The organism is Streptomyces sp. NBC_01267, assembly GCF_036241575.1.
Lineage (GTDB): Bacteria > Actinomycetota > Actinomycetes > Streptomycetales > Streptomycetaceae > Streptomyces.
This window is the reverse complement of record NZ_CP108455.1, coordinates 2314661-2339803: the sequence shown is the minus strand read 5'-3', so window position 1 is coordinate 2339803 and position 25143 is coordinate 2314661. Positions and strand designations below refer to the sequence as shown.

The following is a 25143-nucleotide window of genomic DNA, read 5'->3' as shown; positions in this document are numbered from 1 at the left end:
CCGTACCCCGGCCGCCCGTACTGCCGGACCTGACGCGTGCGGCCCCGCCGGACGACGGCGGCGCCGACCCCACCGTCGTCACCGTCGAGCGCGACGCGACCGGCCGCCATGTCGCCCGCGAGCTGCGCCCCGGCGCCTTCCTGGCGCCCCGCCCGCTGCGCCCCGCCGCCGACGGGCTGCACATCGCACTGGTCGGCACCCGGGCGGGCCTGCTGGCGGGCGACGCGCTGACCCTGCACCTGACCGTCGGCCCCGGCGCCCGGCTGCACCTGGTCGAACCGGCCGGGCTCGTCGCGTACGACCACCGGGGCGGTACGTCGGCCTGGCGGGCGGTGATCGACATCGCCGAGGGCGGCGAACTGACCTGGGACGCCCGGCCGTTCGTCATCTCCACCGGGGCGGACGTCGCACGTTCCATGGACATCACGATGGCCGCCGGCGCCCGGATGCTCTGGCGCGAGACCCTGGTCCTGGGGCGCTCCGGCGAACGTGGCGGGAGCGTACGGGCGACGACCCGCGCCACCTACGACGGGCTGGACCTGCTGGTCGAGGACCTGGACCTGCGGGACCCGGACGTCCGGGAGCTGCCCGGCATCCTCGGCGCGAACCGGGTCATCGGCGCGGTCACCGCCCTGGGCGCCACCCCGGGCGGCCCGCCGCACCCGTACCGGACGGATCTGGCCGGGCCCGGCGCCCAGGTGCGGCTGCTGGACACGGTGGCCCCGGCGACGGAGGCGGAGCTGTCAGCGGTCTGGGAGAGCTGGCGGACGACCGGTCCCGTGGCCTGAGCGGGGCCCGTCCGCAGGTCCGGCAGGGAACGGCGGTCCCAGCAGTGATCCGCTGGGGCCGCCGGGGAACGGTCCGCCCGGCGCGTACGGGACAATGGGTCCCATGAGTCTTTTCCGTGACGACGGGGTCGTGCTGCGCACCCAGAAGCTGGGCGAGGCCGACCGCATCATCACGCTCCTGACCCGCGGCCACGGCCGGGTGCGGGCCGTCGCGCGCGGCGTGCGGCGTACGAAGTCGAAGTTCGGGGCGCGGCTGGAGCCGTTCTCCCACGTCGACGTGCAGTTCTTCGCCCGCGGCAGCGAACTGATCGGGCGCGGGCTCCCGCTGTGCACACAGAGCGAGACCATCGCTCCGTACGGTGGCGGGATCGTCACCGACTACGCCCGCTACACCGCGGGCACGGCCATGCTGGAGACGGCGGAACGATTCACCGACCACGAGGGCGAGCCGTCCGTCCAGCAGTACCTGCTGCTGGTCGGCGGACTGCGGACCCTCGCGCGCGGCGAGCACGCCCCGAACCTGATCCTCGACGCGTTCCTGCTGCGCTCGCTCGCCGTGAACGGCTACGCGCCCAGCTTCGAGGACTGCGCCAAGTGCGGCATGGAGGGACCCAACCGTTTCTTCTCCGTCGCGGGTGGCGGGGCGGTATGCGGCGACTGCCGGGTACCCGGCAGCGTCGTACCCTCTGCGGAGGCCGTCGGGCTGCTCAGCGCACTGCTGACGGGGGACTGGACGACGGCCGACGCGGCCGAGCCGCGGCACGTCAGGGAGGGCAGCGGGCTCGTATCGGCCTACCTGCACTGGCATCTGGAGCGCGGACTGCGCTCGTTGCGGTACGTAGAGAAGTAGCGAGAGGGAGACGAGCACATGGCACGACGCGGGATTCTGGGGCGCAGCACACGCGAGTACAAGACCCCCGAACTGCACCCGTCGGGCGCCCGCCCGCCGAAGATCCCCGGCGAACTGGTGCCGAACCACGTGGCGATCGTCATGGACGGCAACGGCCGCTGGGCCAAGGACCGCGGGCTGCCGCGCACCGAGGGCCACAAGGTCGGCGAGGCCACCGTCCTCGAAGTACTCAACGGCTGCATCGAGATGGGCGTCAAGAACCTCTCGCTGTACGCCTTCTCCACCGAGAACTGGAAGCGCTCGCCCGAGGAGGTGCGCTTCCTGATGAACTTCAACCGCGATGTCATCCGCCGCCGCCGGGACGAGATGGACGAGCTGGGGATCAGGATCCGCTGGGTGGGCCGGATGCCGAAGCTGTGGAAGTCGGTCGTCGAGGAGCTCCAGGTCGCCCAGGAGCAGACCAAGGACAACGACGCGATGACGCTGTACTTCTGCGTCAACTACGGCGGGCGCGCGGAGATCGCCGACGCGGCGCAGGCCATCGCCCGCGATGTCGCGGCCGGGAAGCTCGACCCGTCGAAGGTCAACGAGAAGACCTTCGCGAAGTACATCTACTACCCGGACATGCCGGACGTGGACCTCTTCCTGCGCCCGAGCGGCGAGCAGCGCACGTCCAACTACCTGATCTGGCAGAGCGCGTACGCCGAGATGGTCTTCCAGGACGTGCTGTGGCCGGACTTCGACCGCCGCGACCTGTGGCGCGCCTGTCTCGAATTCGCCCAGCGGGACCGCCGGTTCGGCGGCGCGGTCGAGGAGACGACCGCCTGACCGGCGCGGGGCCCGGCCCCCGCACGTCGTTCACCGGGCAGGCTCGAAATTCAAGCCCACCCCGCACGCCGATCGCCGGACGAGCCCGAAATTCAAGCCCGTCCGGCGATTGAGGACATCTTTCAGCCCGCCCGGCGCTTGAGGGCGACAAAGCCTGCCCGGCGCCTGAGGGCAAGGGCGCCCGGGAGCCAGAACCCGCTCAGCCCTCCGCCGAGGAGCCCGCACAGGCCGCGCAGGTCCCGAAGACCTCCACCGTGTGCGCCACGTTCACATACCCGTGCTGCGCGGCGATCGACTCGGCCCACTTCTCCACCGCGGGCCCCTCCACCTCGACGGCCTTGCCGCAGGTGCGGCAGACCAGATGGTGGTGGTGCTCGCCGGTCGAGCAGCGGCGGTAGACCGACTCGCCGTCGCCGGTGCGCAGGACATCGACCTCGCCCGCGTCGGCCAGCGACTGGAGCGTCCGGTAGACCGTGGTCAGCCCGACCGAGTCGCCGCGGTGCTTGAGCACGTCGTGCAACTCCTGCGCGCTGCGGAACTCGTCCATCTCGTCGAGCGCCGCAGCCACCGCGGCCCGCTGCCGGGTCGACCGGCCTCGTACTGGTGCTCCCGCAGTCACAGGTGCCTCCTCGCCGTATGTCGCCCGCCCCAATGTGTCGGGCCATTGTGCCAGCTCGGTCAGGCCTTGGCCGAGTCCAGCGGCTGCCGCGCGGCCGGGAGATCGAGGCCGCACTCGGCCTGCGCCGCCTCCACGGCCCGTGCGCGCCTTCTCGCCAGTGGTGCGGCCAGCGCGGTCAGGGCGATGAAGACGCCGATGGCCAGCAGCACAATTGTCGCTCCCGGCGGCACGTCCTGGTAGTAGGACGTGATCGTTCCGGACAGGGTGACCGCCGTACCGATGGCCACGGACAGCGCGAAGGTGACCGCGAACGACTTCGACAGCTGCTGGGCGGCAGCCACCGGGACCACCATCAGGGCGCTCACCAGCAGCAGCCCGACCACCCGCATGGCGACGGTGACGGTGACCGCCGCGGTCACCGCGACGAGCAGGTTCAGCGCGCGCACCGGCAGCCCGGTGACCCGCGCGAACTCCTCGTCCTGGCTGACCGCGAAGAGCTGCCGCCGCAGTCCGAGCGTCACCAGGATCACGAACGCGGCGAGCACGCAGATCGCGGTGACGTCGCTGTCCGAGACGGTGGAGAGCGAGCCGAAGAGGTACGAGGAGAGGTTGGCGTTCGAGCCGGTCGGCGAGAGGTTGATCAGCAGCACCCCGCCCGCCATGCCGCCGTAGAAGAGCATGGCCAGCGCGACATCGCCGCGCATCCGGCCGTACGAGCGGATCAGTTCCATCGCGACGGCGCCGACGACCGAGACGAGCGTCGCCATCCACACCGGGCTGCTGTTGAGCAGGAAGCCGAGGCCGACGCCGGTCATGGCGATATGGCCGATGCCGTCGCCCATCAGGGCCTGACGGCGCTGGACGAGGTAGATGCCGATGGAGGGGGCGGTGATGCCCACCAGGACGGCGGCGAGCAGTGCGCGCTGCATGAGAACGCTCTGGAGAAGTTCCATGATCAGGTCAGCAGTCCTGTGCGGGCCGGCTCGGCGCCGGAGTGGGGGTGGACGTGGTCGTGGGGCAGCGCATGCTGTCCGACCGCCTCGGGCGGCGGCCCGTCGTGCGTCACGCAGCCGTCGCGCAGCACGACCGCACGGTCGATCAGCGGCTCCAGCGGGCCCAGCTCGTGCAGGACGAGCAGCACGGTCGTCCGGGCGGCCACCTGCTCGCGCAGGGTCGACGCCAGGATCTCCTGGCTGGCCAGGTCGACGCCCGCCATCGGCTCGTCCATGATCAGCAGCTCCGGCTCGGACGCCAGCGCACGGGCGATCAGTACCCGCTGGTGCTGCCCGCCGGAGAGTGCGCCCACCGAGTCGCCGGCGCGGTCGGTGAGCCCCACCAGCTCGATGGCGCGGGTGACGGCGGCCCGGTCGGCCTTCGACGGCCACCGCAGCTTCGTACGGGCCAGCCGCCCGGAGGAGACGACCTCACGGACCGTCGCGGGCACCCCGCCGGCCGCGGTGGTGCGCTGCGGTACGTAACCGATGCGCGCCCACTGGCGGAAGCGCCCCAGCGGGGTGCCGAACAGCTCGATCCCACCGCTGGTGAGCGGCACCTGGCCGATCACCGCGCGGACGGCCGTCGACTTGCCCGAGCCGTTGGCACCCAGCAGGGCGACCACCTCGCCGCGGTGCACGGCGAGATCGATACCCCGCAGCACCGGGCGCGAGCCGAGCGTGGCCGTGGCCCCGCGTACGGAGATGACGGGTTGCCGCAGGACGGATTCCGGTATGACGGGTTCCTGTCCCTTTCCCTGTCCCGTTCCCTGTTCCATGGCTCGCGCCTCCGATGTCGGTGCTGGTGCTGGTACCGGTGTTCTGGTGTGCCGGTCCGCCGGGGCCGGGGTGTTCACGTCGCGCGGGGGGTTCACTTGGCGCCGAGCGCCTTCTGGAGCGCGACGAGGTTGGACTGCATGACCTGGATGTAGTCACGGCCCCTGGACTTGTCCGTGATGCCTTCCAGCGGGTCCAGGACGTCCGTCTTCACGTGCAGATCACTGGCGAGGGTCTTCGCGGTGTCCGGGCTGGTGATGGTCTCGAAGAAGACCGTGGAGACGTGGTGCTGCTCGGCGAGCGCGTGCAGGTCCTTCATGCGCGAGATGCTCGGCTCGCTCTCCGGGTCGATGCCGCTGATGGCCTCCTCGGTGAGGCCGTAGCGCTCGGCGAGATAGCCGAAGGCGGCGTGGGTGGTGACGAAGGTGTCGGACGTGCGGTTCCGCAGCCCGTCCACGTACTGCGTATTGAGCGCGTCCAGCTTCTTGACCAGCGCGTCGGTGTTCTTCCGGTAGTCCGCCCTGTGGGCCGGATCGGCGGCGGCGAGGGTCTTGTCGACGCCCTTGGCGATCTCGGCGTACTTCACCGGGTCGAGCCAGATGTGCGGGTCGAGCCCTGCTTCGCTCTCCGAGTGGGAGGCGTTGTCCCCGGTGGTGTGGTGGTGGCCGTCCACCTCGGTGCCGTGCGTTTCGAGCGAGGTCATGGTGGCCACGTCGGCGGTGTGCTTCACGCCGGACTGCTTGATCGCTTCGTCCACGGCGGGCTGGAGGCCCTTCAGGTAGACGATCGCGTCGGCGTCGGAGAGGCCGACGGTCTGCTTGGGGCTGAGTTCCAGGTCGTGCGGCTCGACGCCCGGCTTCGTCAGGTTGGTGACGGAGACGTGGCTTCCGCCTATCTCCTGCGTCAGGTACTGGAGCGGGTAGAACGACGCCACGACGTGGAGTTTGCCGTCGTTCTTGTCGGCGGCGGAGGAAGCGGAGCATGCGGAGAGGGCGACCAGCCCGAGTGCGACCGCTGCGGAGGCCGCGCTGACGGGTATGAGGCGTCGTACGTTCATGACAGTCATTTTCAACAAAAGTGGAAACGATTGTCAACAAGGAAGGTTGGAGCCCTCGCATCCGGTCGATCTTCACGCGAACCGGGCAGCGGTCACGCGGGAACTGCGCGAGAACGGCCCGGGAACAGGGAACCGATTTGATCCAGGGGGTGCAGCCGCCGGTAACCTGAGGCATTCCGCTGTTCGCAATCGTCGTAATGAAGAGAGCACCGTGGCCGCCGACAAGATCGACACCATCGTCAGCCTGAGCAAGCGCCGTGGCTTCGTCTACCCCTCCAGTGAGATCTACGGTGGTCAGCGAGCCGCCTGGGACTACGGGCCCCTGGGTGTCGAGCTGAAGGAGAACCTGAAGCGTCAGTGGTGGCGCTACATGGTCACCTCGCGCGAGGACGTGGTCGGTCTCGACTCGTCGGTCATCCTGGCCCCCGAGACCTGGGAGGCCTCCGGCCATGTGGCGACCTTCTCGGACCCGCTGACCGAATGCACCTCCTGCCACAAGCGGTTCCGCGCGGACCACTTGGAGGAGGCGTACGAGGAGAAGCACGGCCACGCCCCCGCGAACGGCCTCGCCGACCTCAACTGCCCCAACTGCGGCAACAAGGGCACCTTCACCGAGCCCAAGAACTTCTCCGGTCTGCTCTCCACCCACCTCGGCCCGACCCAGGACAGCGGCTCCGTCGCCTACCTGCGCCCCGAGACGGCCCAGGGCATCTTCACCAACTTCGGCCAGGTGCAGCAGACTTCGCGCAAGAAGCCGCCGTTCGGCATCGCGCAGATGGGTAAGTCCTTCCGGAACGAGATCACTCCGGGCAACTTCATCTTCCGCACCCGCGAGTTCGAGCAGATGGAGATGGAGTTCTTCGTCAAGCCGGGCGAGGACGAGCAGTGGCAGGAATACTGGATGGAGCAGCGCTGGAACTGGTACCGCGACCTCGGTATGCGCGAGGAGAACATGCGCTGGTACGAGCACCCCAAGGAGAAGCTCTCCCACTACTCCAAGCGCACCGCTGACATCGAGTACCGCTTCCGCTTCGGCGGCAGCGAGTGGGGCGAGCTGGAAGGCGTCGCCAACCGCACCGACTACGACCTCGGCGCGCACTCCAAGGCCTCCGGCACCGACCTCTCCTTCTTCGACCAGGAGAAGGGCGAGCGCTGGACCCCGTACGTCATCGAGCCCGCGGCGGGTGTCGGCCGCGCGATGCTGGCCTTCATGCTCGACGCGTACATCGAGGACGAGGCGCCCAATGCCAAGGGCGTCATGGAGAAGCGCACCGTGATGCGCCTCGACCCGCGCCTGGCGCCGGTCAAGGTCGCGGTCCTCCCGCTCTCCCGCAACCCGCAGCTCTCGCCGAAGGCCAAGGGCCTGGCGACGGACCTGCGCCGCAACTGGAACATCGAGTTCGACGACGCGGGCGCGATCGGCCGCCGCTACCGCCGCCAGGACGAGATCGGCACGCCGTTCTGCGTCACGGTCGACTTCGACACCCTCGACGACAACGCGGTGACGGTCCGCGAGCGCGACACGATGAAGCAGGAGCGTGTCTCGCTGGACCAGATCCAGTCGTACCTGGGCGGCCGGCTGCTCGGCTGCTGACCCTGGTCGTACGCACACCCCGAGGGCCCCGGCTCCGCTTCGGCGGGCCGGGGCCTTCGGCGTGACGGGGCGGTGCGAGGTGCGCTGACCGTTCCCTCCCCCTTGTCAACACCGGCCTGTTGAAGGGCCGTTGGGGATCCGCGCGGAACTGCGCGGGCCCGGTGTTGTCAGTGGCTCCTTGTACCGTGGCAGCGGCGCGGCTGATCAAGAGGAGGGGGCGGCGGTGCTCAAGCACTACTACCGTCTTGTGTACTGGAAGCGAAGACTCACCCGGTCGATACCCGGGGCGGAGGCCCCGGCCCGCGCCCGGACGCGGCGGTTACGCCGGGGGTCGGAACGGCTCCGGCCGCTCATGGTGTTCGCCGCGATGGTCCTGGTCGTGGTCGGCGTCTCGTACGGCATCGGCGCGTGGGAGACCGGCGGCTCTCCACGGACGCCCCAGCAGGCCGACCCGCAAGCCGTGTGCGAGCGGATCGAGGACGAATGTCCCGGCGACTCGGCGCGGGAGACCTGTAGGAAGCTTCTCGCGCAGGCGCGCCAGGAGGACTCCGGCGCCAACGGCCCGCAGGTCCGGGCATTTTCGTTCATCGGGTGTTCCCACGATGACTGACACCGACCCCGAGCCGGCTCGGGTCCCGCGCGTCACCCGTATCTTCCTGGTCGCGGCCCTGGCCGTCAGCGCCGCCGGATACGCGGCGACGCAGATACTCGACAACAGCAGCGACCCCGGACCGCCGCCCAGCCCCTACGCGACGCGGGCCGCCCTGGACTGCACCGGCGCGGACCGGGACCGTGCAGAGTGCTACACCGGCGCCGACGACTGCCCGCCCCACCCGGTCCGGACGGCGGAGGCCCACACGTTCGCCATCCCGGAGGACACGGCAACCCTCGGCCCTGGGGACACGACCGTGGTGCAGGTGGTCTGCTTGGTAGCGGTCGTCCGCCGCTGACAGGGCGCGGTACATGCCGGTGAGGCCCCGCCCGCCCCGCGCTGACACTGCGGTGAGGTGGGCGGGCGGGGCGGGTGGGACACCGGTTCCTGCGCCGACGCGCGGCCCCGGGTCCGTCGTTCCGTCGTTATCCGTGCTGTCCGACCTGGTAGTCCCCGGCGGGCTGCTGGACGATGACGTTCAGGCGGTTGAAGGCGTTGATGACGGCGATGACGAACACCAGGGCGGCGAGCTGGTCCTCGTCGTAGTACTTGGCGGCATTCGCCCAGGCCTCGTCGGTGACCCCACCGGCCGCGTCGGCGAGGCGGGTGCCCTGCTCCGCGATCTCCAGGGCGGCGCGCTCGGCGTCGGTGAAGACCGTGGCCTCCCGCCAGGCCGCGACCAGGTTGAGGCGTACCGAGGTCTCACCGGCGTGCGCGGCCTCCTTGGTGTGCATGTCGAGGCAGCCCGTGCAGCCGTTGATCTGACTGGCACGGATCTTCACCAGCTCCTGCGTCGCGAGCGGCAGAGTCGACTCCGCGAGCACGGTGCCCGCCGCGATGATGTGCTTGAGGGACTTGGCCGCGACCGGGCTGCTGAACGGGTTCAAGCGGGCGTCCATGGTGCACTCCTTGGTTGTTGGCGCTTACACCCCCTTGGACGGACCGGCTCGGCGGGATGTGACATGGGCGGATGTGGCCCGCGTCACGCAGGCGTCCGCTGCTCGCGACCGGACACACTGGTGCCTACCCCCAGCAGGGACAGGCTGTGTGTTTCGGCTCGGCCCATACTCGGATCCATGAACGGAAAAGGGCAGCTCGGGGACTTCCTGCAGACGCGGCGCTCCCAGCTGCTTCCTGAGGATCTCGGGGTCCCCACCTACGGGGAACGGCGGCGCGTGCCGGGTCTTCGACGTGAGGAGTTGGCGCTGCTGGCAGGTGTGAGCACCTCCTACTACACCCGGCTGGAACAGGGACAGTCGCTGAACGCCTCGCCGGAGGTGCTGGACGCGATCGCCCGTGCTCTGCGGCTGGACGAGTCCGAGCGCCTGCACCTGCACAACCTGGCCCGGTCGGCCAAGGGCGCCGGCCGAGGCCGACGGCCCGCGCCGGAGCGTGTGACGGAGGCGACCGGCCAGTTGCTGGAGGTCCTGGCGGACGTCCCGGCGATCGTGACCGGCCGCCGCAGTGACGTCCTGGCCTGGAACCGGCTGGGCCACGCACTGTTCGCCTCGCACCTGGACCCCCGTGCTGCGGACCGGCCGGCCGAGCGTCCCAACATGGCCCGGCTGGTGTTCCTCGACCCCCATACCCGTGACCTGTACGCGGACTGGCCGAGCAAGGCCAGGGCCGTGGTGGGGAATCTGCGCCTGGTGGCGGGCCAGTACCCGGACGACGCCGCGCTGCACGCACTGGTGGGTGAACTGAGCGCGAAGAGCACGGACTTCGCCTCGATGTGGGCCGACCACCGCGTCAAGGCCTGCACCGTTGCGGCCTACGGGATGCGGCATCCGCTCGTCGGCCCGCTGACCGTCACCCAGCAGACCCTGAGTCAGGGGCCGGGCCAGAACATCGTGGTCGCCACCACGGAGGCCGACTCACCCGCCCGGACCACGCTGGCCCTGCTCGCCCAGATTCTCACTCAGGGCGATCCGGCGCGACCGGCGGCCCGCGCCGAGGCCGGCTGACCTCACACACCACCGGACGACGGGCCTGCATCCGCGAGCGCCCATCCACCCGGGCCCGGCCGACATCCCCCGGGCCCGGCCGACATCCCCCGAGCCCGGCCGACATCCACCCGGGCACGGCCGACATCCGGCCGGGCCCCGAGCAGCCCCTGGCGCACGGCGCCCCGGGCAAAGCCACCCACCCGACCTGTGCGCCGGCGTACCGCTGCCGCATGCCCGAAAACAGTGAAGGCATCATGTCCAAGGAACTGTCCAAGAAGCTGTCCAAGAAGCTGGTCAGGACCGCCGCTGCGGTTGCCGTGCTGTCCGCGACCGCGATCGCGGTCACGACGATCAGCCCGGTTCCGGCGTCGGCCGTCTCCGCCCCGCTGAGCAACGCACGGATCGCCCTGCACCTCGACCTGGCCAAGAAACAGACGCCGGAGAACATCGCCATGGCCCCCGACGGCAGTGCGTACGTCACCTTCGCGGAGGCCCGCCAGGTCGCCCGGATCTCTCCCGGGGGCGCTGTCCGCATCCTGGCGACCCTGCCCCGGCCCGCCGACGACGGCGTCCACACCCCGGCCCTGGGCTTCCCCCTGACCGTCGGCATCGTCCGCGCCCACGACGGCACCCTGTACTTCCTGTACGCCACCGGCACCGCCGACCTGACCGGCGTGTGGCGTCTGCGCCCCGGCGGCAAACCGCAGCGCATCGCCGCGCTGCCCGCGACCGGCCTTCCCAACGGCCTGGCCCTGGACCCGCGGACCGGGACCCTCTACGTCACCGACTCCGCCCTCGGCACCATCTGGAGCGTGCCCGTCACCGGCGGCGTGCCCACCGCGTGGTCCACGGCCCCCGAACTGGCCTCCACCGGATTCCTCGGCGCCAACGGCCTGAAGATCCATGACGGGGCGGTGTGGGCCACCAACCTCGACAAGGGCACCGTCCTGCGCATCCCTATCCTCGGCGACGGGCGCAGTGGCCCGGTCCGGACCCGCGCCACCGGTCTGCCCGGGATCGACGACTTCGCCTTCACCGGCCACGGCGACCAGATGCTGGCCGCCCTCAACGGCCCCAGCGAGGTCGCCCTCATCCAGACCGACGGCTCCCACTCCACCGTCCTGACCGGAGCCGACGGCCTCCAGAACCCCACGTCCGTCACACTGCGCGGCGACACCGTCTACGTCGGCAGCGCCGCCTACCTCACGGGCACGGACCCCAACTTCGTCCGCGCCCGTCTGAACCGCTAGCCAGTGCCGCGACCGGCACTGGCCAGGACCTGTCCGGTCGTTCTCCGCCGGGTCCGGGATTTCCGCCCGGCCCGGCGGATTACGGGTTGCCGACCAGCTGGACGGGTCCCTTCAAGGTGTTCGGGGTGCAGCCGGGACCCGACAGGGTCAGCCGCTCCTTCGTGCCGACCACGGAGAGCGGGCCCGTCAGCGACGTACCGCAGATCTGTACCGTACGGGCGCCGACCGCCTGGACGGGCCCGGTGATCGCGGCGCCCTTCGCCACCAGGCTCCCGCCCGCGCCGACCACGACGGGGCCGGTCAGCTCCGTACCGTCCAGGCAGGTGACGCCGGAGGAGACGACCAGCGGTCCGGTGTGCTTGCCGGTCACCGTCTTCGTACAGGCGGGGGCGGCGGGGATGCCGGCCCGGTAGTCGAGGGCGTACGCGAGCTTGCCGGGCTTCGCCTCGGTGATCGGGGCGCTCAGCTTCCCGAACTCGCCGCCGGTCGCCTTCTTTCCGTTGTTCCACTCCTTCATCCGGCCGAGTTCGTCGGCGGTGCGGCCGTCGGCGATGACGGTGTCGCCGGGCGTCGCCGACATCGCCTCCGAGGCGGCGCGGATCGCGGAGAGGTACGAGGCGGGGGCGGTCAGGTCGTACGCGCCGAGGTCGACGCGTTCACGCAGCCAGGTGCCCCACTGGAACTCCAGGAACTCCGCCGCGTCGTCGGGTGCCTGGTAGCCGATGTCCCGGGTGAAGTAGACGAGGCTGCGATAGCGGTCGTCGTGGAAGTAGGCCAGTCCGAGGTGCTGGGGAAGCTGGTCCGTCGTGATGGGCCGGTTGTTCTCGTCACGCAGCCAGACCCACTTGTTCTCCTGCATGGTCTTCCAGAACGCGGCGGTGGAGAGCCCGCTCAGATTGTCCACGACGCGCAGTCTGATGTGGGTCTTCGGGCCGCCGTCGGGCGCCTCCATGAACGACGTCAGGGAGTGGTGCCCGTCGGTGAGGTACAGGACCCCGCCAGGCCCGACGACGACCGTCTTCATCGCGGCGCGGGTCTCGGCCGTCTCCTTGCCGACGGGGACAGTGCAGGTGAAGCTCGACGCGTCGGAGAGCCTGGCGCCGGGCTTCACACTCGCGGCCTTCTCCTGGCCGTTGGTCTCGCACCAGTCGTCGAACCGCTTGTTGAAGTCGCCGTTCGCCTCGTCCTTGGTGCTCGTGTAGCGGCCGAGCTTGTAGTAGATCTGGTCGAAGCCCACGGCGGGCTGGGTGGGACGCAGCTGGTCCAGGGTGACATCGAGCAGTTCCCCGGCCTTGGGGCTCCCGGTCTTGGCGTTCCCGGCCGTGGTGGCTGCCGCCGTGGCCGTACCCCCACTCGCGAGCACCCCGCCCAGCACCACCGCGCCCACGGCGAGCCCCGCCCCCAGACGGCGCAGGCGAGGGGGACGGGGCTGGGACTGTGTACGGACAGGGGCGGTCATTCGGTCTCCACGTGTCTCTGCGGGGCGGGGCGCGGCGCTGCGTGGGTGCGCCGAGGATTGGGCACATCCACGCATCCGTACCCGCCCGGCTGGTGGATCCCGGCCGTCGGGCGGGTGTCGACCAGGTGAACGCCGGGGCGGGGCGGGACCGGCAGAGCCCGGGGCCCGTGTCACGGTGCGTCATCGACACCTGGGGCGGCTTCCTTCCGGCGTCGTCCCGCCTGTTCCTCGTAGGTCTCGTGCGCCCGCCAGGAATTGCGGGAACCCTCAGGGCTTGCCGATCATCAAGGTATTGCTTCCCGGCCGGTGACTCGTTGGTGCGGTATGCGTATCCCCGGCGAGATTCGTACCCAACTCACTGTGAAGTTCGCGGTGTTGTTCCCCGCATCTGGACGAGCGGCAGCGGCGACTATTGATGGCTGCGGAGGCTCGTGGGCTGGGCCATGGCGGGGTACGGGCCGTCGTGCGGCCGACCACGTGGCTCGCCTTCCCCGAACAGGTCCTGGCCACCGTGCTTCGTCTGCGGGTCGCCCTGGCCGCGGAACCTCTCGCCGTACTGTTCGCCAGCAGCCGCACTGCCATGCACCGCACCCTCCTGAAGAACCGGAGACTCCTCAAGACACACGGCATTGCCATCCCGCCTGCAACAACTCCACCCGTCGCCCTCTCGGCCCTACGGGCCCGGGTCCGTGCCCAGACCAGCGAGTCAGAAAGCAAGATCAAGACGACATTTTAAAGATCGGCGAGCCATTAGAACTCACTCGCCGTGACCCGGGGCTTTTGCTATTACAGGATGCGGCGGCGTCGTCGTGAGCGGGCCGCTCTGCGGTCGTCGGTCTCGGTTCTGGTCTCAGATGCCGGTTCGGGCTCCGGTTCACCCTTGGAGTGACGGTCCGCGGCATTCCACATTGTCTGCCCCTGCCGGCCCGGCACCCTGACGCGGCGTCATCGGCGCGACTCTCGCTCATAAGCGGACCATAGGCGTGTAGGTGTGGCACGGCAATGTGCTGGAGCGGTCCTTTGTGAGCACCACGAAGGAGGCCGAGGCGATTCGGGACGAACTGACCAGGTGCTCCGCATCCTGGGAAAACACCCGCTCAACGCGTCACCCGGTGCGCTGAAAGGGTGGGCTGCACCCCGCGTACTCATTAGCCTTCTGCCCCATTACCTTCAAGATCCAAATCACTGGCTCGGTAAGGAAGACGGGGGTATGGTGCGTCCGGGGGAAGCGGCGCTGTCTCGGCGTGAAGAGACGTGATCTGGCTCCCTGCGCGCAGCAAGCGAGTTCGACTGCAGGGCTGAAGGCTGGGGTGGAAGTGTCGTTTCGCAGTAGGGCGGGCACGGGAGGGTCTTCGGATCGCCCACTGGCGCAGGTCCTCTATCGGCTGGTACATGAGAATCCGTCGTGGCTGGCGGAGGATCTGGCGGAAGCCGCAGGGATTTCCGCGGCGGAAGTGGAGTCGACGCTCGACAGTCTGGAGGCAATCAGTCTGCTTGTTCCGTCGACTGAGAATCCCGGTGGATATGTTGCGATTGATCCCGATGCGGCGCTTTCTCGGCTTTTCGCGGCTGAGGAACGGCAGGTCTCCCGGCATCAGGAGCAACTGGCGCGCACTCGTGATTCCATCAGGGCCATCATGGGTGACTTTATGAATCTGCGCTCGGACGGGCGCGACGTCGTCGAGATCGAAACGCTGCGCAGCGTCAGTCAAGTCAATGCGTTCCTGGATGATGCGGTGAGCCTCGTGAAATCCCGTGAGTGCACCATGCATCCCGGCGGAATTCCTCCCGTGGAACTCATGGATGACATGCTGCTGCGCGACTCGGAAGTGATGAGCAGGGGAATTAAGGTCCGCACGCTCTATGCCCAGCACATCGCTGAAGTGCCTTATATGGGGGAGTATCTGGAATCGGCCTCTCAGCTCGGAATGGAAATCCGACTGGCCGCCCATCTGCCGCTGCGCATGCTGCTCTTCGATGTCAGTCTTGCGCTCCTGCCCATCGACCCGCAGGACAGTTCGCAGGGCGCTTTCGCCATCCGGGGCATCGAACTGGTCCGCTCACTTCAGGCGCTCTTCGACTTCTGCTGGCACAACGCCGCTCCGTTGGAACAGCGCTCGCAGAACTCGCGCTCGCAGAACCCGCACTCGGAGATCGAGATCACCGTCCAGGAGCAACTCATCATCCGCATGCTTGCCGCGGGCATGAAGGACGAGAGCATCGCACGGCAACTGGGCGTCTCGGCACGCACGCTGAGCCGTACGATTTCCGCGTTCCTCGACCGGCTGGGCGTGGGGACCCGTTTCCAGGCCGCGTTGAAGGTTGCCGACCTCGGCCTTCTGGACACCCAGGACACCCTGACCGCCCCGCCTTCGTCGTCGACACCGTGGACTGCGGAGAGTTAGCCCCGATCGTTCATGAGCCCTCGTCGGGTCGCCGGCGGGGGCTCTGTGCTTGCGAGGTGCGGAAATTCGTGGGCCTGGGCACGGCGGCGGCCCGGCTGTCGCGTCGGGTGGGCGCCGGGGTTCCATGGCTCCGGGATGTTGCTGTGGCTTGTCGGGACGGTCGGGGTTGCTGGTCAGCCACGGTTCCGCAGGGCTGTGAGTGGCTGGATCGCGCGGGTGATCACATGCGTCCGGGGCCAACGGGCGGTGAAGCGGAGCCAGTGACGACGGCCGGACTTCTCACCCCCGCCGGCTCCCGGACCTGCGACCGTACTTCGGCCCGCGTCGACCTGACCGCGGTGAGTGCTTTCGGTCCGCGTCGACCTGACCGCGGCGAGTGCTTTCGGCCGGTCCGGCTGCGGCAGGCGAGTCGGTGAGCCGTGAGGTCGGATGCCTCCGGGTCGAACACCATCCAGGACCCTCCCCGCAATCTCAGGATGTGAGATGGAGGCCGCTCTGGCCACTACCCGTCATGGCTGATGGCCGCATCCCGAAAGCCTGGTTCTGGGGCCCTGGTGGAGAAACGATGGTGAAGCAACGAGGCGGGAGCAACTTCCCGCCAGTTCACATCCGATCAATTCGCCGGGGGAACAGTCATGTCCAAGTTCGGGAATTTCGCGCTCTCCGTCTGTATCACCGGGGCCGCGCTCGTCGGTATCACCGCCACCGCAGCTCCCGGCACCGTGATCGCCGCCGGTACCGGGACGGTCTCGATGGCCGGCGGACAGGCTCCCGTGGCCACGGTGTCCGCGACGAGCGGCGAGGGCGACAGTACCGGCTGGTGGTAACCGCACTCGTCCCTCTCGGCCTCGGCCGCCCACCGAGCGGCGGAACGCCGCCTCCGGAGGAAGGGACCGGCGTGACGGCCACCGCGATCGCCGAACTGCCCAAGACCCGTTCACCCGCCGCCGTGCATCAACTACCGGCCGCGCCGGGGCACTTGAGGATGGGGCCGTCCATGTCCTACGGGAAGTGGCAGACCGGTGTCTTGTGCTCTGATCGTTGCGGAAGTTGTCAGGAGCCGTACGGCTGGACGTCGCGCCACCCGCGACGATGACCGGATGAAGTCAGGCCGGCATGGAGGGCCGCAGGTGTGAGGGGCGCCGCTGCCGGACGAATTCCGGCGACCGGCTCGCCGCGCTGGGCACGGTGGCGCAAGAGTGCGACGCCACCCCGGAAACGTCACTGTTCACGAACGGCCCGCGGGACGGACGCGATCAGGCCATCACCATCGATGTAGCGAACCGTCACTTCGTCGCCGTGCGGCGGTTGTTGGTGCCTCTCGACGTCCCTGGGCCTGTCCCGAAACCGTCCGTGAAGGTGGGGAACGCTCCGACCCGGCGACGGCGCGGTGGGACCCTTCTCCCGCCCGGCTCGTCGGCAGCGACATCGCGCGGGTGACGGTGGACGCGCTGCCTGTCGACCCGTACGACGAGATGCGGGCGACCGGCGCCTTTCTGCTGATGGATGGGTATTCGGGCGACACCGTCGCCGCGGGCATGCCTGCGGGTATCACCGTGAAGCAAACAAGTGAAGTAGGTACGCATGACATTCGGTGTGGCCATCGTCGGTTTCGGCGTGGCGGGACGGCAGCATGCCGCGGCCCTGGACGGTGTCCCGTTCGCGCGCGTCGCGACCGTCCTGGAACGGGACGCGTCCATGGACACCGACGGTTTGCCCCGCTCGGCGGACTGGGCCGGCCTGCTCGGCGACCCGTCGGTGGATCTCGTCGCCCTGTGCGTGCCTCCGGGGAACCGGGCCGCCCTCGCGGAGGAGGCCGTGCGCGCGGGGAAGGCGGTGCTCCTGGAGAAGCCCCCGGCCTCCTCGCCTGCCGAGATCGACCGGATCGTGGAGCTCGGCCGCCGACTGGGCCGCCCGATCGGCGTGATGCTCCAGGAACGGCTCAGGCTCCCCGAGTCCGTGCTCGCCTGGGATTGGGGAAAGGGGGCTGTCGGGGTGCTCCAGGTGTCCAGGTACCGGCCCAGCGCGCAGTACCGGCGAGCGGGCTGGCGCCGTGACCCGGCTGTGTCGCTCGGCGGTGTCACCGCGCATCTGGCCGTGGACTACCTCGACCTGGCATGCCAGTTGCTCGGTGAGCCGATGGAACTGCGACTGGGCGGTATCCGTGAGTCCGTACCTGGTATCGACTCACGGGTCGCGGGCCTGGTCGAGTTCAGGGAGGGTGCTGTACTCAGCTTCGTGGTCACCGCCGAGACCACCGTCAGGTCCGAGCGTTTGGAGGTCCTGGGTACGGACCGGCGCGTCCTGGTGGCCGACGGCGCCGTCATGACCGGGGCCGTCGGTCTGATCGAGGACCACCCGACCCCGTCCACCACCCAGTTGCGCCGTGCCGTCTACCAGGAGATGGCGTGGGCGCTGGCCACCGGCGAGCCGCTGCCGCGTTCTGGTCTGCGGAGCGCCCGCCACGTCTCGGTGATTCTACGGTCGGTCTTCGACGAATTGAACGCCGTAAGGACCTGAGCACTCGCAAAAATCTCCTTCTGCGGAGACATCGCCGACCGGCACCGTCCTGTGATGCGAAATGCAGAATTACGGAAATGCCTGCACCTGAGGGGTGATCAAGCATTAACACGTCAGATTCGGAAACAATTCGCGCCTACCGCCATCTCATCACCGACGGCGATCTACCGCATCCGAACGTTCTCGCGCTGCTCGGCTCGGATCGGAAAGCTGCCGTCGCCACGCTCGACCAGCTGCGCGATGTCGGTCTTTTCGCCTGCGCCGAGACCAATCCGGAATTCATTACCGCAGTGAGTGCGGACGTCGCAGAGGAAAAGATCTTCGGTCGGCTGCTGGAATCCCTTGATCGTGTGGTGCGCGACGTATCCAGGACCCAGTCCAGCCTGCGGAGTCTGCGAGTATTCAACGAAGCCCTGTCTGTCGACGGGCAGGGCGGGCAGATCGTCGCCATCGTCGATCCTGATGCCGTGGATACGCGGATCGCGGAAGCGGCCGGCGAATGCAAATTCGAGGTTCTGGTGGTCCAGCCCGGAGGTTCGCGGCCCCGGGCGATCCTTGAAAAGGCCTACCCTCGCGACAGTGCCATGCTCAAACGTGGTGTCAGCATGCGCACGATCTACCAGCACAGCGCACGATTCTGCGGGAACACTCAGAATCATGTGGAATCGCTGACCGCGATCGGCGCCGAGGTCAGGACCTTGGACTGTCTCTCTCGACGCCTGATGATCTTCGACCGGCATACCGCCTTCATTTCCGGCGATTCCGAAGACGCCGGGGTGATCATGATCAAGCACGCTGCGGTCGTTGCGTTCCTGGTCGACGTATTCGAGGGGATCTGGAATTTCTCCCAGCCGATGACCTCGTCCTATCGGACGCGCGTCGAGGGTTCGGTCGTGTCTGAAATCCAGAATTCAATCATGAAATTGATGATGACCGAGGAGAAGGACGGGGCGATCGCACGGCGGCTGGCGATCAGTGAGCGTACGTGCCGCAGCCATATTTCCAAGATCATGCGGCGACTCGGCGCACGGAACCGCACGCACCTGGGATATCTCATCGCGCGGGAGGAAGGGGCTCGTCGCGGCAGGGAAATGTATCCGGATCCCGCTGTCGACCACGGTTGGGGCGCCCACCACGGGCATTGCCGGCCGGCGGGAGGACTCCCGCCCGACAGGGCCCAAGTGGCCTGACCGGTATACCACTTCAAGCACACGGCATCAGGTGCCCCCTGTAGGTCTCGCAGCGTTGGCCACAGGCGTCGCACTGCCTCTGGACAAGGACCATTTCGATGCAATTGCGTACACCTTCGTACGTTGACGTCCTCCGTACCCCCCACGCGACCCGCACGTTCGGCGCGGCGCTACTGGGCAGACTCTGCTACGGCATCACTCCGCTCTCCCTCATGCTCGCGCTGACCGGCAGCGGCCGGTCGTACGCGGTCGCGGGCGGCGCCGAGGCACTCTTCGCCGCCGGAGCCACCCTGCTCGCCCCGCTGCGAGCCAAGTTGATCGACCGTCACGGCCTGCGGCGTGCGCTGTTGCCGATGGCGCTCGTCTTTGCCCTCCTGCTCGCCGCGCTCGGTGCCACCGCATGGTGGCACGGTGCGCCTGTCGCGCTCATCATCGGTGTCGCCGGCGCCGCGGGTTCCTGTGCACCGCCCCTGGGCCCCACGATGCGGGCACTGTGGAACGAACTCATCCCCGACTCCCCGGACCTGCTGCGCCGCGCCTTCAGCCTCGACACGGTGGCCGAAGAGGTCCTGTTCCTGGCCGGCCCGCTCCTTGCCGGGCTGATCGCGACGCTCGCCGCGCCGTCGGCCGGGCTGCTCCTCTCGGCGTCGCTGGTGGCCTGCGGGACGACCGCACTGGTCATTTCGCCCGCAGTGCGGCCCGCGGCGCACCGCTCCGAGGAACGCGGTGAGGCGGGGCGGCTCGGACGCGCGATCGTCCAGCCGGTCATGGCCGCCCTGGGTATCGGGTTCTGTCTGGGTACCGTCAGCCTGCTGATGGTGGCGTTCGCCAGGTTCCACCACCAGGGGGCGGCGGTGGCCTGGTGCAGCGCGGCCCTGTCAGCGGGCAGCGCGCTCGGCGGTCTGGCTTACGGCACGGTGAACTGGAAGATCTCCTCCCGCAAGCAACTGCCGATCCTGGTGGCCGGCCCGGCCATCGGCATCGGGGTGGCCGGACTGTCGCCGAACCTCACGGTGCTGGCGCTGATAGCGCTCTGCACCGGTGTCTGCATATCCCCCGGACTGTCGGCCGCGTACCTCGTGGCGAACCAGTCCGCGGCACCACAGGCCCGCGTGCGGGCTGGGACCTGGGTGAACACGGCCGTGAACGCCGGCAACACCACCGGAGCCGCGACCATCGGCTTCGCCATCTCCAACCTGCCGCTCCACACCAGCTTCGCCCTGGCCGCAGCCCCCGCACTTCTCCTTGCCGGGGCGGCCTTCCTTTTTGTCCGGGTCAAGAGTGAATCAATCCTCCAGGAGGGCTCATCAGTGGCGAGTTCCTGAGATCGGTGGCGAATGCCCAAGAAAACACGAATTCTCACCGAAGTGGCCTCGGGGTGTCGCTGAGAGTGAACCGTGCCCGCCAGAATTCGGCAGATCCGGTTCGCGCAGTTGCATGATCCGGAACCCTTCGTGCGCTGGTGCGAGCGAACGGTCCGGGTGCAACATCGGAAGAAGCTGGCGGTTTCTTGCGGAAGTTCGCGAGGGCTGTCGACTGCGGCACATGTGTGATGGCGAAGAGCGATGACGGACGGGAAGGGTCCGATGTCGATTCCCTGTACCTCGTGGTCACTGATTCGGTCGCGGCCGGTGAAACACCGGTGCAGTCGTTCGATACGGGCGGAGCCGAGTGCTGTCCCGTCGCCCGTCGAATTTGATCGTTTCGCACCGGATTCGATTCCAGTGCTCATTATCTCTGAGAGGGCCCCCGTGGCGGATTCCGTAATTTCGATGCAGGTCAGGCGCCGGCTCATCGAGATTCTCGACCTTGAGCTGTCTCCGGAGGACATAGCGGATGAACTCCCTTTGTACTCCGCCACGATCGGCCTGGATTCGCTGAGTCTCCTTGAACTCATCACCCGGCTCGAAAGCGATCTCTCCTGTGAGATCAACGACGAAGCGCTCATGAAGGTCGACCTCGTCGACGTGGGAAGTCTGGTCCAGCTGGTGACCACACAGGCGGCCTGACCCGACCGACAGTGATTCCGATGGCGAGCCGGCCCGGCAAGGAGGAGTGGCAGTGAGTGAAGACACAGCGCGGAGCGGAGTTCCGACGCACTGGTACAACGTGATCGCCGATCTTGCGGGATACGTCCCGCAGGAGCGGAGGCCGGCCCAGAGGGTGGGGCGGCACGGAGTTCAGCCGCAGCTCCCGCTCTCCATCTACCGGCAGAGCGTGAGCAAAGAGCCGTTCATAGCGATTCCGGATGAAGTGCGGGCGGAGTACGAGCGTTGGCGGCCGACGCCTCTGGTACGCGCCCGGAAACTGGAGAAGGCGCTCGGTACCCCCGCCAAGATCTACTACAAGTACGAGGGGGTCAGCCCTTCCGGTAGTCACAAGCTGAACTCGGCTGTCGCACAGGCCTATTACTACAAGAAGGCCGGGGTCCGCGAGCTGGTGACCGGGACCGGCGCCGGGCAGTGGGGCACGGCGCTGGCGATGGCCTGCAAGTCCTACGACATGGACTGCACCGTCTACATGGTGAAGTGCAGTTACGAGCAGAAGCCCTACCGCCGATTGATGATGGAACTCAACGGCGCGAAGGTCATCCCAAGCCCCAGCATCCATACCGAGGCCGGGCGGACCATCCTCCTGAAGGACCCGGACTGCCCGGGGAGCCTGTCGGTGGCCAGTTCCGAGGCGCACGAGTACGCCAACGAGGGGGACGGCGTCCGCTACTCCGCCGGAAGCGGTGACAACCACGTACTGCTGCACCAGACGGTCATCGGTGAGGAAGCGCTCGTCCAGATGGCGGAGAGGGGCGAATTTCCGGACACCGTGATCGGGGCGATCGGTGCCGGAAGCAACTTCGCCGGCCTCGCGTTCCCCTTCTACCGCGCATCGGTCGAGGCGGGCCGGAAGACGCGGCTGGTCGCGGTCGAGCCGATGTCCTGCCCGAAGCTGACGCGGGGCGTGTACACCTGGGATCACCACGACGCCCTCGGCAACACCCCGATGTCGAAGATGTACACGCTGGGGAACGACTTCATGCCGTCGCCCATCCACGCCGGAGGGCTGCGATACCACGGCGCCGCTCCCGTGATCAGCTGGATGTACCACGAGAAACTGGTCGAGGCCGTCGCCTACTCGCAGAACGAGATCTTCGAGGCGGGTGTGACGTTCGCCCGCGCCGAACAGATCATCCCGGCACCGGAGTCCGCCCACGCCATCAAGCACGCCATCGATCGGGCCGTCCGTGCCCGCGAGAGCGGTTCGGTGGAAACGATCCTCTTCAATCTGAGCGGCCATGGGCTCATGGATCTCGGCGCCTACGAGAAGTACATGAATGGCCTCCTCGGCGATGACTCGGCGACGGAGCGTGAAGTCGACCAGGCCGTCGAGAAGCTCACCAGGGCGCGGGACGAGCAAGGGCACGGCCGTGAATCTTGAGTGGTCCGCGGAGCAACTCGCGCTGCACAACCGCCTCCGCGAGCACGGCGGTTCTCCTGCACCCGGGCAGTCGGGCGGGGGCGGCGCCAGCTGGCAGGCGCTCGCCGCCGACCAGGTCATGGCGCTGCCCGTGCCTGTCGAGTACGGCGGTCTGGGCCATTCCGCGCTCACCTGTGCCTTTGCCCTCGAAGGGCTCGGATACGGCTGCCGGGACATCGGGCTGCTCGTCTCGGCCGGCGCTCACATGTGGGCCGTGCAGCACCCGATCGTGAAGTTCGGCACGCCGCAGCAGAAAGCGACGTACCTGCCCGGCCTGGCGAGCGGGACGCTGACCGGCGCGCACGCCATCACCGAGACAGAGACCGGTTCCGACGCGCTCGCGATGGAGGCCGTCGCCGTCAAGGACGGGACGAAGTACCGGCTGTCGGGACGCAAGAGATTCGTGACGAACGCGCCGCTGGCCGATGTGTTCCTCGTCTACGCGACGCTCGGGCAGCAGTTCGGGTTCACGGGTGTGACGGCGTTCCTGGTGGAGCGCGATCATCCCGGGCTGAAGGTCGAGGCCGAGTACCAGAAGGCCGGACTCCGATCGTGCCCGTGGGGGCAGGTGGTCCTCGATGACTGCGTCGTGGACGAGAGCCGGCGGTTGGGTGCCGAGAAGCAGGGGTCGAAGATCTTCGCCTCGGTGATGGCATGGGAGCGGACCCTGCTGCTCGCTCCGTTGCTGGGTGCCGTCGAGGCGCAGCTCGAAGAGTGTGTACAACGATCCCTGTCCCGACGGCAGTTCCGGCGCCGGATCGCTTCCTTCCAGTCGGTGTCGAACCGGATCGTCGACCTGCGGGTCAGGCTGGAATCGGCTCGTAACCTCACCTACCGGGCCGCCTGGGAACTGGCGGACAACGAAGAGTCCTTCTACCCGGAGATGGTCAAGCTCGCCATCAGCGAGGCCGCAGTGGCCACGTTCGAGGGCGCCATGCAGATCTTCGGCGGCTACGGATACACGGAAGAAGCCGGGATCGAGGAGCGGCTCCGGGACGCACTCGGCACCAGAATTTCCTCGGGGACCTCGGACATGCAGCGATCTGTCATAGCGGCGAAGCTCGGAATGAGGTGAATCAGTTCGTGGAGCGGTCACCTTCGACAACTGCCGGGACCCTGGTGGACCATCTGGAGAAGTCCGCGCGGGACAACCCCGGCAAGATCGCCGTCAAAGAGAGAAACCGGCAGATCAGCTATGCCGAACTGGACGAGATCAGCGATCTGGTGGCGGGAACCCTGGCCGGTCGCGGCCAGGACGGAACCATGCGTGTGGGGATCTGGCTGAACAAGTCGATCGAAGCGGTGGCCGCCATCCATGCGGTGCTCCGGAGCGGCGGGGCCTATGTGCCGATCGATCCGACCGCGCCCGTCCGGCGAGCGGCCACCATCATCGCCGATTGCGGTATGACGTGGCTGATCACGACTACGGACAGAGTCGAGACGCTACGTGCGACCAGGCCCGAGGTGCTGTCCTCGCTCTCCGTTCTCGTCGTCGGCGGGGATCCGGCGCAGGCACCGGACGATCTCTCCGTGGTGTCCTGGGCCGACGCACTCGCCCGTGGTACGCGGACAACGCGCACTGCCGCGGGGCCGGATCCCGATGATGTGGCCTACATCCTGTACACGTCGGGCTCGACCGGCACGCCCAAGGGCGTGACCCTGTCGCACGGCAACGCCCGCGCCTTCGTCGACTGGGCGGGGCGCGAGTTCGGTGTGACGTCCGTGGACGTACTGGCCAGTCATGCCCCGCTCCACTTCGACCTGTCCGTCCTCGATGTCTTCGTGGCCGTGGCGGCGGGTGCTTGTGTGTCGCTGGTGCCGGAGAGCTGGCAAGGCCTCGGCGCGGCCTTGAACCAGTTCGTCGCCGACGAGAAGATCTCGATGTGGTACTCCGTACCGAGCGCGCTGCGAAGAATGGTCGAGGCGAAGAATTCCGAACTCCTCGCGGCCTCCCGGCTGAGGGTCGTGTCCTTTGCCGGTGAGGCGTATTCCACGCACCATCTGAGAGCGTTGCGGGACAAGGTGCCCACGGGGGCCGCTCTCTACAACCTCTACGGCCCGACCGAGACGAACGTCTGCACCTTCCACCGTGTCGAGGACGAGGATTTCGGTGCGGCTGCCGGTGCGGCCCCGCCCATCGGGCAGCCGTGCCCCTATGCCGGAGCGATCCTGCTCGCGGAGGACCGGACCAGGTTGCCCGGCAACGGCGAAATGGTCGGCGAGCTGTGTATCTCCGGTGAATCGGTCATGCGTGGATACTGGAACGATCCCGCGAAGACAGCGAGCCGGATCGTCGATCAGACCGACGGACGCTTCTATCGCACCGGTGACATCGTGCGCCGCGACCGCGACGGGCGGTATGTCTTCATCGGCCGCAACGACAGCCTGGTCAAGATCAAGGGCTACCGTGTCGAGCTGGGGGAGATCGAGGCGGCACTGGAGTCCTCGCCCGCGGTCGACCAGGCCGTATGCGTGGCCGTCGGCGATTCGGCGTCCGGCGATACGCGCCTCGCGGCGTTCGTCACCCCGCTGTCCGGCGTCGTGACGGACGAGCGGGACATGCGCCGCCAGTGCCGTGAATCACTGCCCTCCTACATGGTCCCGGAACTGATCGAGATCCTGCCGGCCCTGGAGTACACCTCCACCGGAAAAGTCGACCGTCTGGCGCTGACCGCTCTTGCGGAGAGCCGGATCACCATGCGCCGGGCAGGCCCCGGGGCGGCCCGGAAATAGTGGCGGTGACGG

The 25143-nt window shown here is 68.4% G+C and carries 23 protein-coding genes and 1 pseudogene; 18 read left to right on the top strand and 6 right to left on the bottom strand.

Annotated features, from left to right (window positions below; translation table 11 throughout):
- The first annotated feature begins 29 nt into the window (after positions 1-29).
- From OG709_RS10760 to OG709_RS10750, 3 genes are all read left to right on the top strand, one after another.
- Positions 30-788: an urease accessory protein UreD gene (locus OG709_RS10760; protein WP_329169089.1), complete on the top strand. Its 759-nt coding sequence runs from the start codon at positions 30-32 to the stop codon at positions 786-788.
- 103 nt (positions 789-891) lie between these two features.
- On the top strand, positions 892-1638 hold the full coding sequence (recO, locus tag OG709_RS10755; protein WP_250298336.1) for a DNA repair protein RecO: 747 nt from the start codon (positions 892-894) through the stop codon (positions 1636-1638).
- Between the two features lie 18 nt (positions 1639-1656).
- Entirely contained in the window at positions 1657-2466 is an 810-nt protein-coding gene (locus tag OG709_RS10750) for an isoprenyl transferase (RefSeq protein WP_250298334.1), read from the top strand.
- A 199-nt stretch (positions 2467-2665) separates the two neighbouring features.
- On the opposite strand, the gene OG709_RS10745 is transcribed toward OG709_RS10750, so the two are convergent.
- The 4 genes from OG709_RS10745 to OG709_RS10730 all read right to left on the bottom strand — a co-directional run bounded on the left by OG709_RS10745 (position 2666) and on the right by OG709_RS10730 (position 5911).
- Positions 2666-3085 (bottom strand): Fur family transcriptional regulator, encoded by a 420-nt coding sequence (locus OG709_RS10745; RefSeq protein WP_250298333.1) that lies wholly within the window; start codon positions 3083-3085, stop codon positions 2666-2668.
- Between the two features lie 59 nt (positions 3086-3144).
- Positions 3145-4038 carry a metal ABC transporter permease gene (locus tag OG709_RS10740; protein WP_250298331.1) on the bottom strand — a complete coding sequence of 298 codons (894 nt, stop codon included), beginning with the start codon at positions 4036-4038 and terminating at the stop codon, positions 3145-3147.
- A 2-nt stretch (positions 4039-4040) separates the two neighbouring features.
- Positions 4041-4856 carry a metal ABC transporter ATP-binding protein gene (locus OG709_RS10735; protein WP_329165795.1) on the bottom strand — a complete coding sequence of 272 codons (816 nt, stop codon included), beginning with the start codon at positions 4854-4856 and terminating at the stop codon, positions 4041-4043.
- Between the two features lie 92 nt (positions 4857-4948).
- Positions 4949-5911: a metal ABC transporter substrate-binding protein gene (locus OG709_RS10730; protein ID WP_250298327.1), complete on the bottom strand. Its 963-nt coding sequence runs from the start codon at positions 5909-5911 to the stop codon at positions 4949-4951.
- Between the two features lie 211 nt (positions 5912-6122).
- Here OG709_RS10730 and OG709_RS10725 point away from each other — a divergent pair, with 211 nt between their 5' ends.
- From OG709_RS10725 to OG709_RS10715, 3 genes are all read left to right on the top strand, one after another.
- On the top strand, positions 6123-7505 hold the full coding sequence (locus OG709_RS10725; protein ID WP_250298325.1) for a glycine--tRNA ligase: 1383 nt from the start codon (positions 6123-6125) through the stop codon (positions 7503-7505).
- A gap of 223 nt (positions 7506-7728) precedes the next feature.
- Positions 7729-8115, top strand: a complete 387-nt coding sequence (locus tag OG709_RS10720) for a hypothetical protein (RefSeq protein ID WP_329165792.1) — start codon at positions 7729-7731, stop codon at positions 8113-8115.
- Positions 8108-8455, top strand: a complete 348-nt coding sequence (locus OG709_RS10715; protein ID WP_250298322.1) for a hypothetical protein — start codon at positions 8108-8110, stop codon at positions 8453-8455. Before OG709_RS10720 ends, OG709_RS10715 begins: the two co-directional genes overlap by 8 nt.
- Before the next feature lie 127 nt (positions 8456-8582).
- Here the strand turns inward: OG709_RS10715 and OG709_RS10710 are convergent, their stop codons facing one another.
- Positions 8583-9056 carry a carboxymuconolactone decarboxylase family protein gene (locus OG709_RS10710; RefSeq protein ID WP_250298320.1) on the bottom strand — a complete coding sequence of 158 codons (474 nt, stop codon included), beginning with the start codon at positions 9054-9056 and terminating at the stop codon, positions 8583-8585.
- 177 nt (positions 9057-9233) lie between these two features.
- Between OG709_RS10710 and OG709_RS10705 the strand changes: the two genes are divergently transcribed.
- On the top strand, positions 9234-10121 hold the full coding sequence (locus OG709_RS10705) for a helix-turn-helix domain-containing protein (RefSeq protein ID WP_250298317.1): 888 nt from the start codon (positions 9234-9236) through the stop codon (positions 10119-10121).
- 212 nt (positions 10122-10333) lie between these two features.
- Complete coding sequence (locus tag OG709_RS10700) at positions 10334-11353, top strand: hypothetical protein (protein WP_250298315.1); 1020 nt, start codon at positions 10334-10336, stop codon at positions 11351-11353.
- A 79-nt stretch (positions 11354-11432) separates the two neighbouring features.
- Here the strand turns inward: OG709_RS10700 and OG709_RS10695 are convergent, their stop codons facing one another.
- Positions 11433-12812, bottom strand: coding sequence for a ParB/Srx family N-terminal domain-containing protein (locus tag OG709_RS10695; RefSeq protein ID WP_329165789.1), 1380 nt, complete (start codon positions 12810-12812; stop codon positions 11433-11435).
- A gap of 324 nt (positions 12813-13136) precedes the next feature.
- Between OG709_RS10695 and OG709_RS36050 the strand changes: the two are divergent.
- The 10 genes and pseudogenes from OG709_RS36050 (at position 13137) to OG709_RS10640 (ending at position 25131) form a co-directional block, all read left to right on the top strand.
- Positions 13137-13548, top strand: a pseudogene (locus tag OG709_RS36050) (hypothetical protein).
- Positions 13549-14056: 508 nt separating this feature from the next.
- Positions 14057-15217, top strand: a complete 1161-nt coding sequence (locus OG709_RS10680) for a helix-turn-helix transcriptional regulator (protein ID WP_250298312.1) — start codon at positions 14057-14059, stop codon at positions 15215-15217.
- 635 nt (positions 15218-15852) lie between these two features.
- The gene (locus OG709_RS10675; RefSeq protein WP_250298310.1) at positions 15853-16044 is read left to right on the top strand and encodes a hypothetical protein; all 192 of its coding nucleotides are present in this window, start codon (positions 15853-15855) and stop codon (positions 16042-16044) included.
- Positions 16045-16801: 757 nt separating this feature from the next.
- Positions 16802-17737 (top strand): Gfo/Idh/MocA family protein, encoded by a 936-nt coding sequence (locus tag OG709_RS10670; RefSeq protein WP_250298308.1) that lies wholly within the window; start codon positions 16802-16804, stop codon positions 17735-17737.
- 290 nt (positions 17738-18027) lie between these two features.
- Positions 18028-18927 carry a helix-turn-helix transcriptional regulator gene (locus OG709_RS10665; protein ID WP_250298306.1) on the top strand — a complete coding sequence of 300 codons (900 nt, stop codon included), beginning with the start codon at positions 18028-18030 and terminating at the stop codon, positions 18925-18927.
- Between the two features lie 98 nt (positions 18928-19025).
- Positions 19026-20252 (top strand): MFS transporter, encoded by a 1227-nt coding sequence (locus tag OG709_RS10660; protein WP_250298305.1) that lies wholly within the window; start codon positions 19026-19028, stop codon positions 20250-20252.
- A 447-nt stretch (positions 20253-20699) separates the two neighbouring features.
- Positions 20700-20936 carry an acyl carrier protein gene (locus tag OG709_RS10655; RefSeq protein WP_250298303.1) on the top strand — a complete coding sequence of 79 codons (237 nt, stop codon included), beginning with the start codon at positions 20700-20702 and terminating at the stop codon, positions 20934-20936.
- Positions 20937-20988: 52 nt separating this feature from the next.
- Positions 20989-22359, top strand: coding sequence for a TrpB-like pyridoxal phosphate-dependent enzyme (locus tag OG709_RS10650; RefSeq protein ID WP_250298301.1), 1371 nt, complete (start codon positions 20989-20991; stop codon positions 22357-22359).
- Positions 22349-23473, top strand: coding sequence for an acyl-CoA dehydrogenase family protein (locus OG709_RS10645; RefSeq protein WP_266643246.1), 1125 nt, complete (start codon positions 22349-22351; stop codon positions 23471-23473). The genes OG709_RS10650 and OG709_RS10645 overlap by 11 nt, the downstream gene beginning before the upstream one ends.
- A gap of 8 nt (positions 23474-23481) precedes the next feature.
- Positions 23482-25131, top strand: a complete 1650-nt coding sequence (locus tag OG709_RS10640) for an amino acid adenylation domain-containing protein (RefSeq protein ID WP_250298298.1) — start codon at positions 23482-23484, stop codon at positions 25129-25131.
- The last annotated feature ends 12 nt before the right edge of the window (positions 25132-25143 follow it).

Bases quoted from the DNA above. Each gene is read 5' to 3' on its own strand.
- recO (WP_250298336.1), top strand. From the start codon at position 892: ATGAGTCTTTTCCGTGACGACGGGGTCGTGCTGCGCACCCAGAAGCTG.
- OG709_RS10750 (WP_250298334.1), top strand. From the start codon at position 1,657: ATGGCACGACGCGGGATTCTGGGGCGCAGCACACGCGAGTACAAGACC.
- OG709_RS10740 (WP_250298331.1), bottom strand. From the start codon at position 4,038: ATGGAACTTCTCCAGAGCGTTCTCATGCAGCGCGCACTGCTCGCCGCC.
- OG709_RS10735 (WP_329165795.1), bottom strand. From the start codon at position 4,856: ATGGAACAGGGAACGGGACAGGGAAAGGGACAGGAACCCGTCATACCG.
- OG709_RS10730 (WP_250298327.1), bottom strand. From the start codon at position 5,911: ATGAACGTACGACGCCTCATACCCGTCAGCGCGGCCTCCGCAGCGGTC.
- OG709_RS10715 (WP_250298322.1), top strand. From the start codon at position 8,108: ATGACTGACACCGACCCCGAGCCGGCTCGGGTCCCGCGCGTCACCCGT.
- OG709_RS10710 (WP_250298320.1), bottom strand. From the start codon at position 9,056: ATGGACGCCCGCTTGAACCCGTTCAGCAGCCCGGTCGCGGCCAAGTCC.
- OG709_RS10705 (WP_250298317.1), top strand. From the start codon at position 9,234: ATGAACGGAAAAGGGCAGCTCGGGGACTTCCTGCAGACGCGGCGCTCC.
- OG709_RS10700 (WP_250298315.1), top strand. From the start codon at position 10,334: ATGCCCGAAAACAGTGAAGGCATCATGTCCAAGGAACTGTCCAAGAAG.
- OG709_RS10695 (WP_329165789.1), bottom strand. From the start codon at position 12,812: ATGACCGCCCCTGTCCGTACACAGTCCCAGCCCCGTCCCCCTCGCCTG.
- OG709_RS10675 (WP_250298310.1), top strand. From the start codon at position 15,853: ATGTCCAAGTTCGGGAATTTCGCGCTCTCCGTCTGTATCACCGGGGCC.
- OG709_RS10670 (WP_250298308.1), top strand. From the start codon at position 16,802: ATGACATTCGGTGTGGCCATCGTCGGTTTCGGCGTGGCGGGACGGCAG.
- OG709_RS10660 (WP_250298305.1), top strand. From the start codon at position 19,026: ATGCAATTGCGTACACCTTCGTACGTTGACGTCCTCCGTACCCCCCAC.
- OG709_RS10655 (WP_250298303.1), top strand. From the start codon at position 20,700: ATGCAGGTCAGGCGCCGGCTCATCGAGATTCTCGACCTTGAGCTGTCT.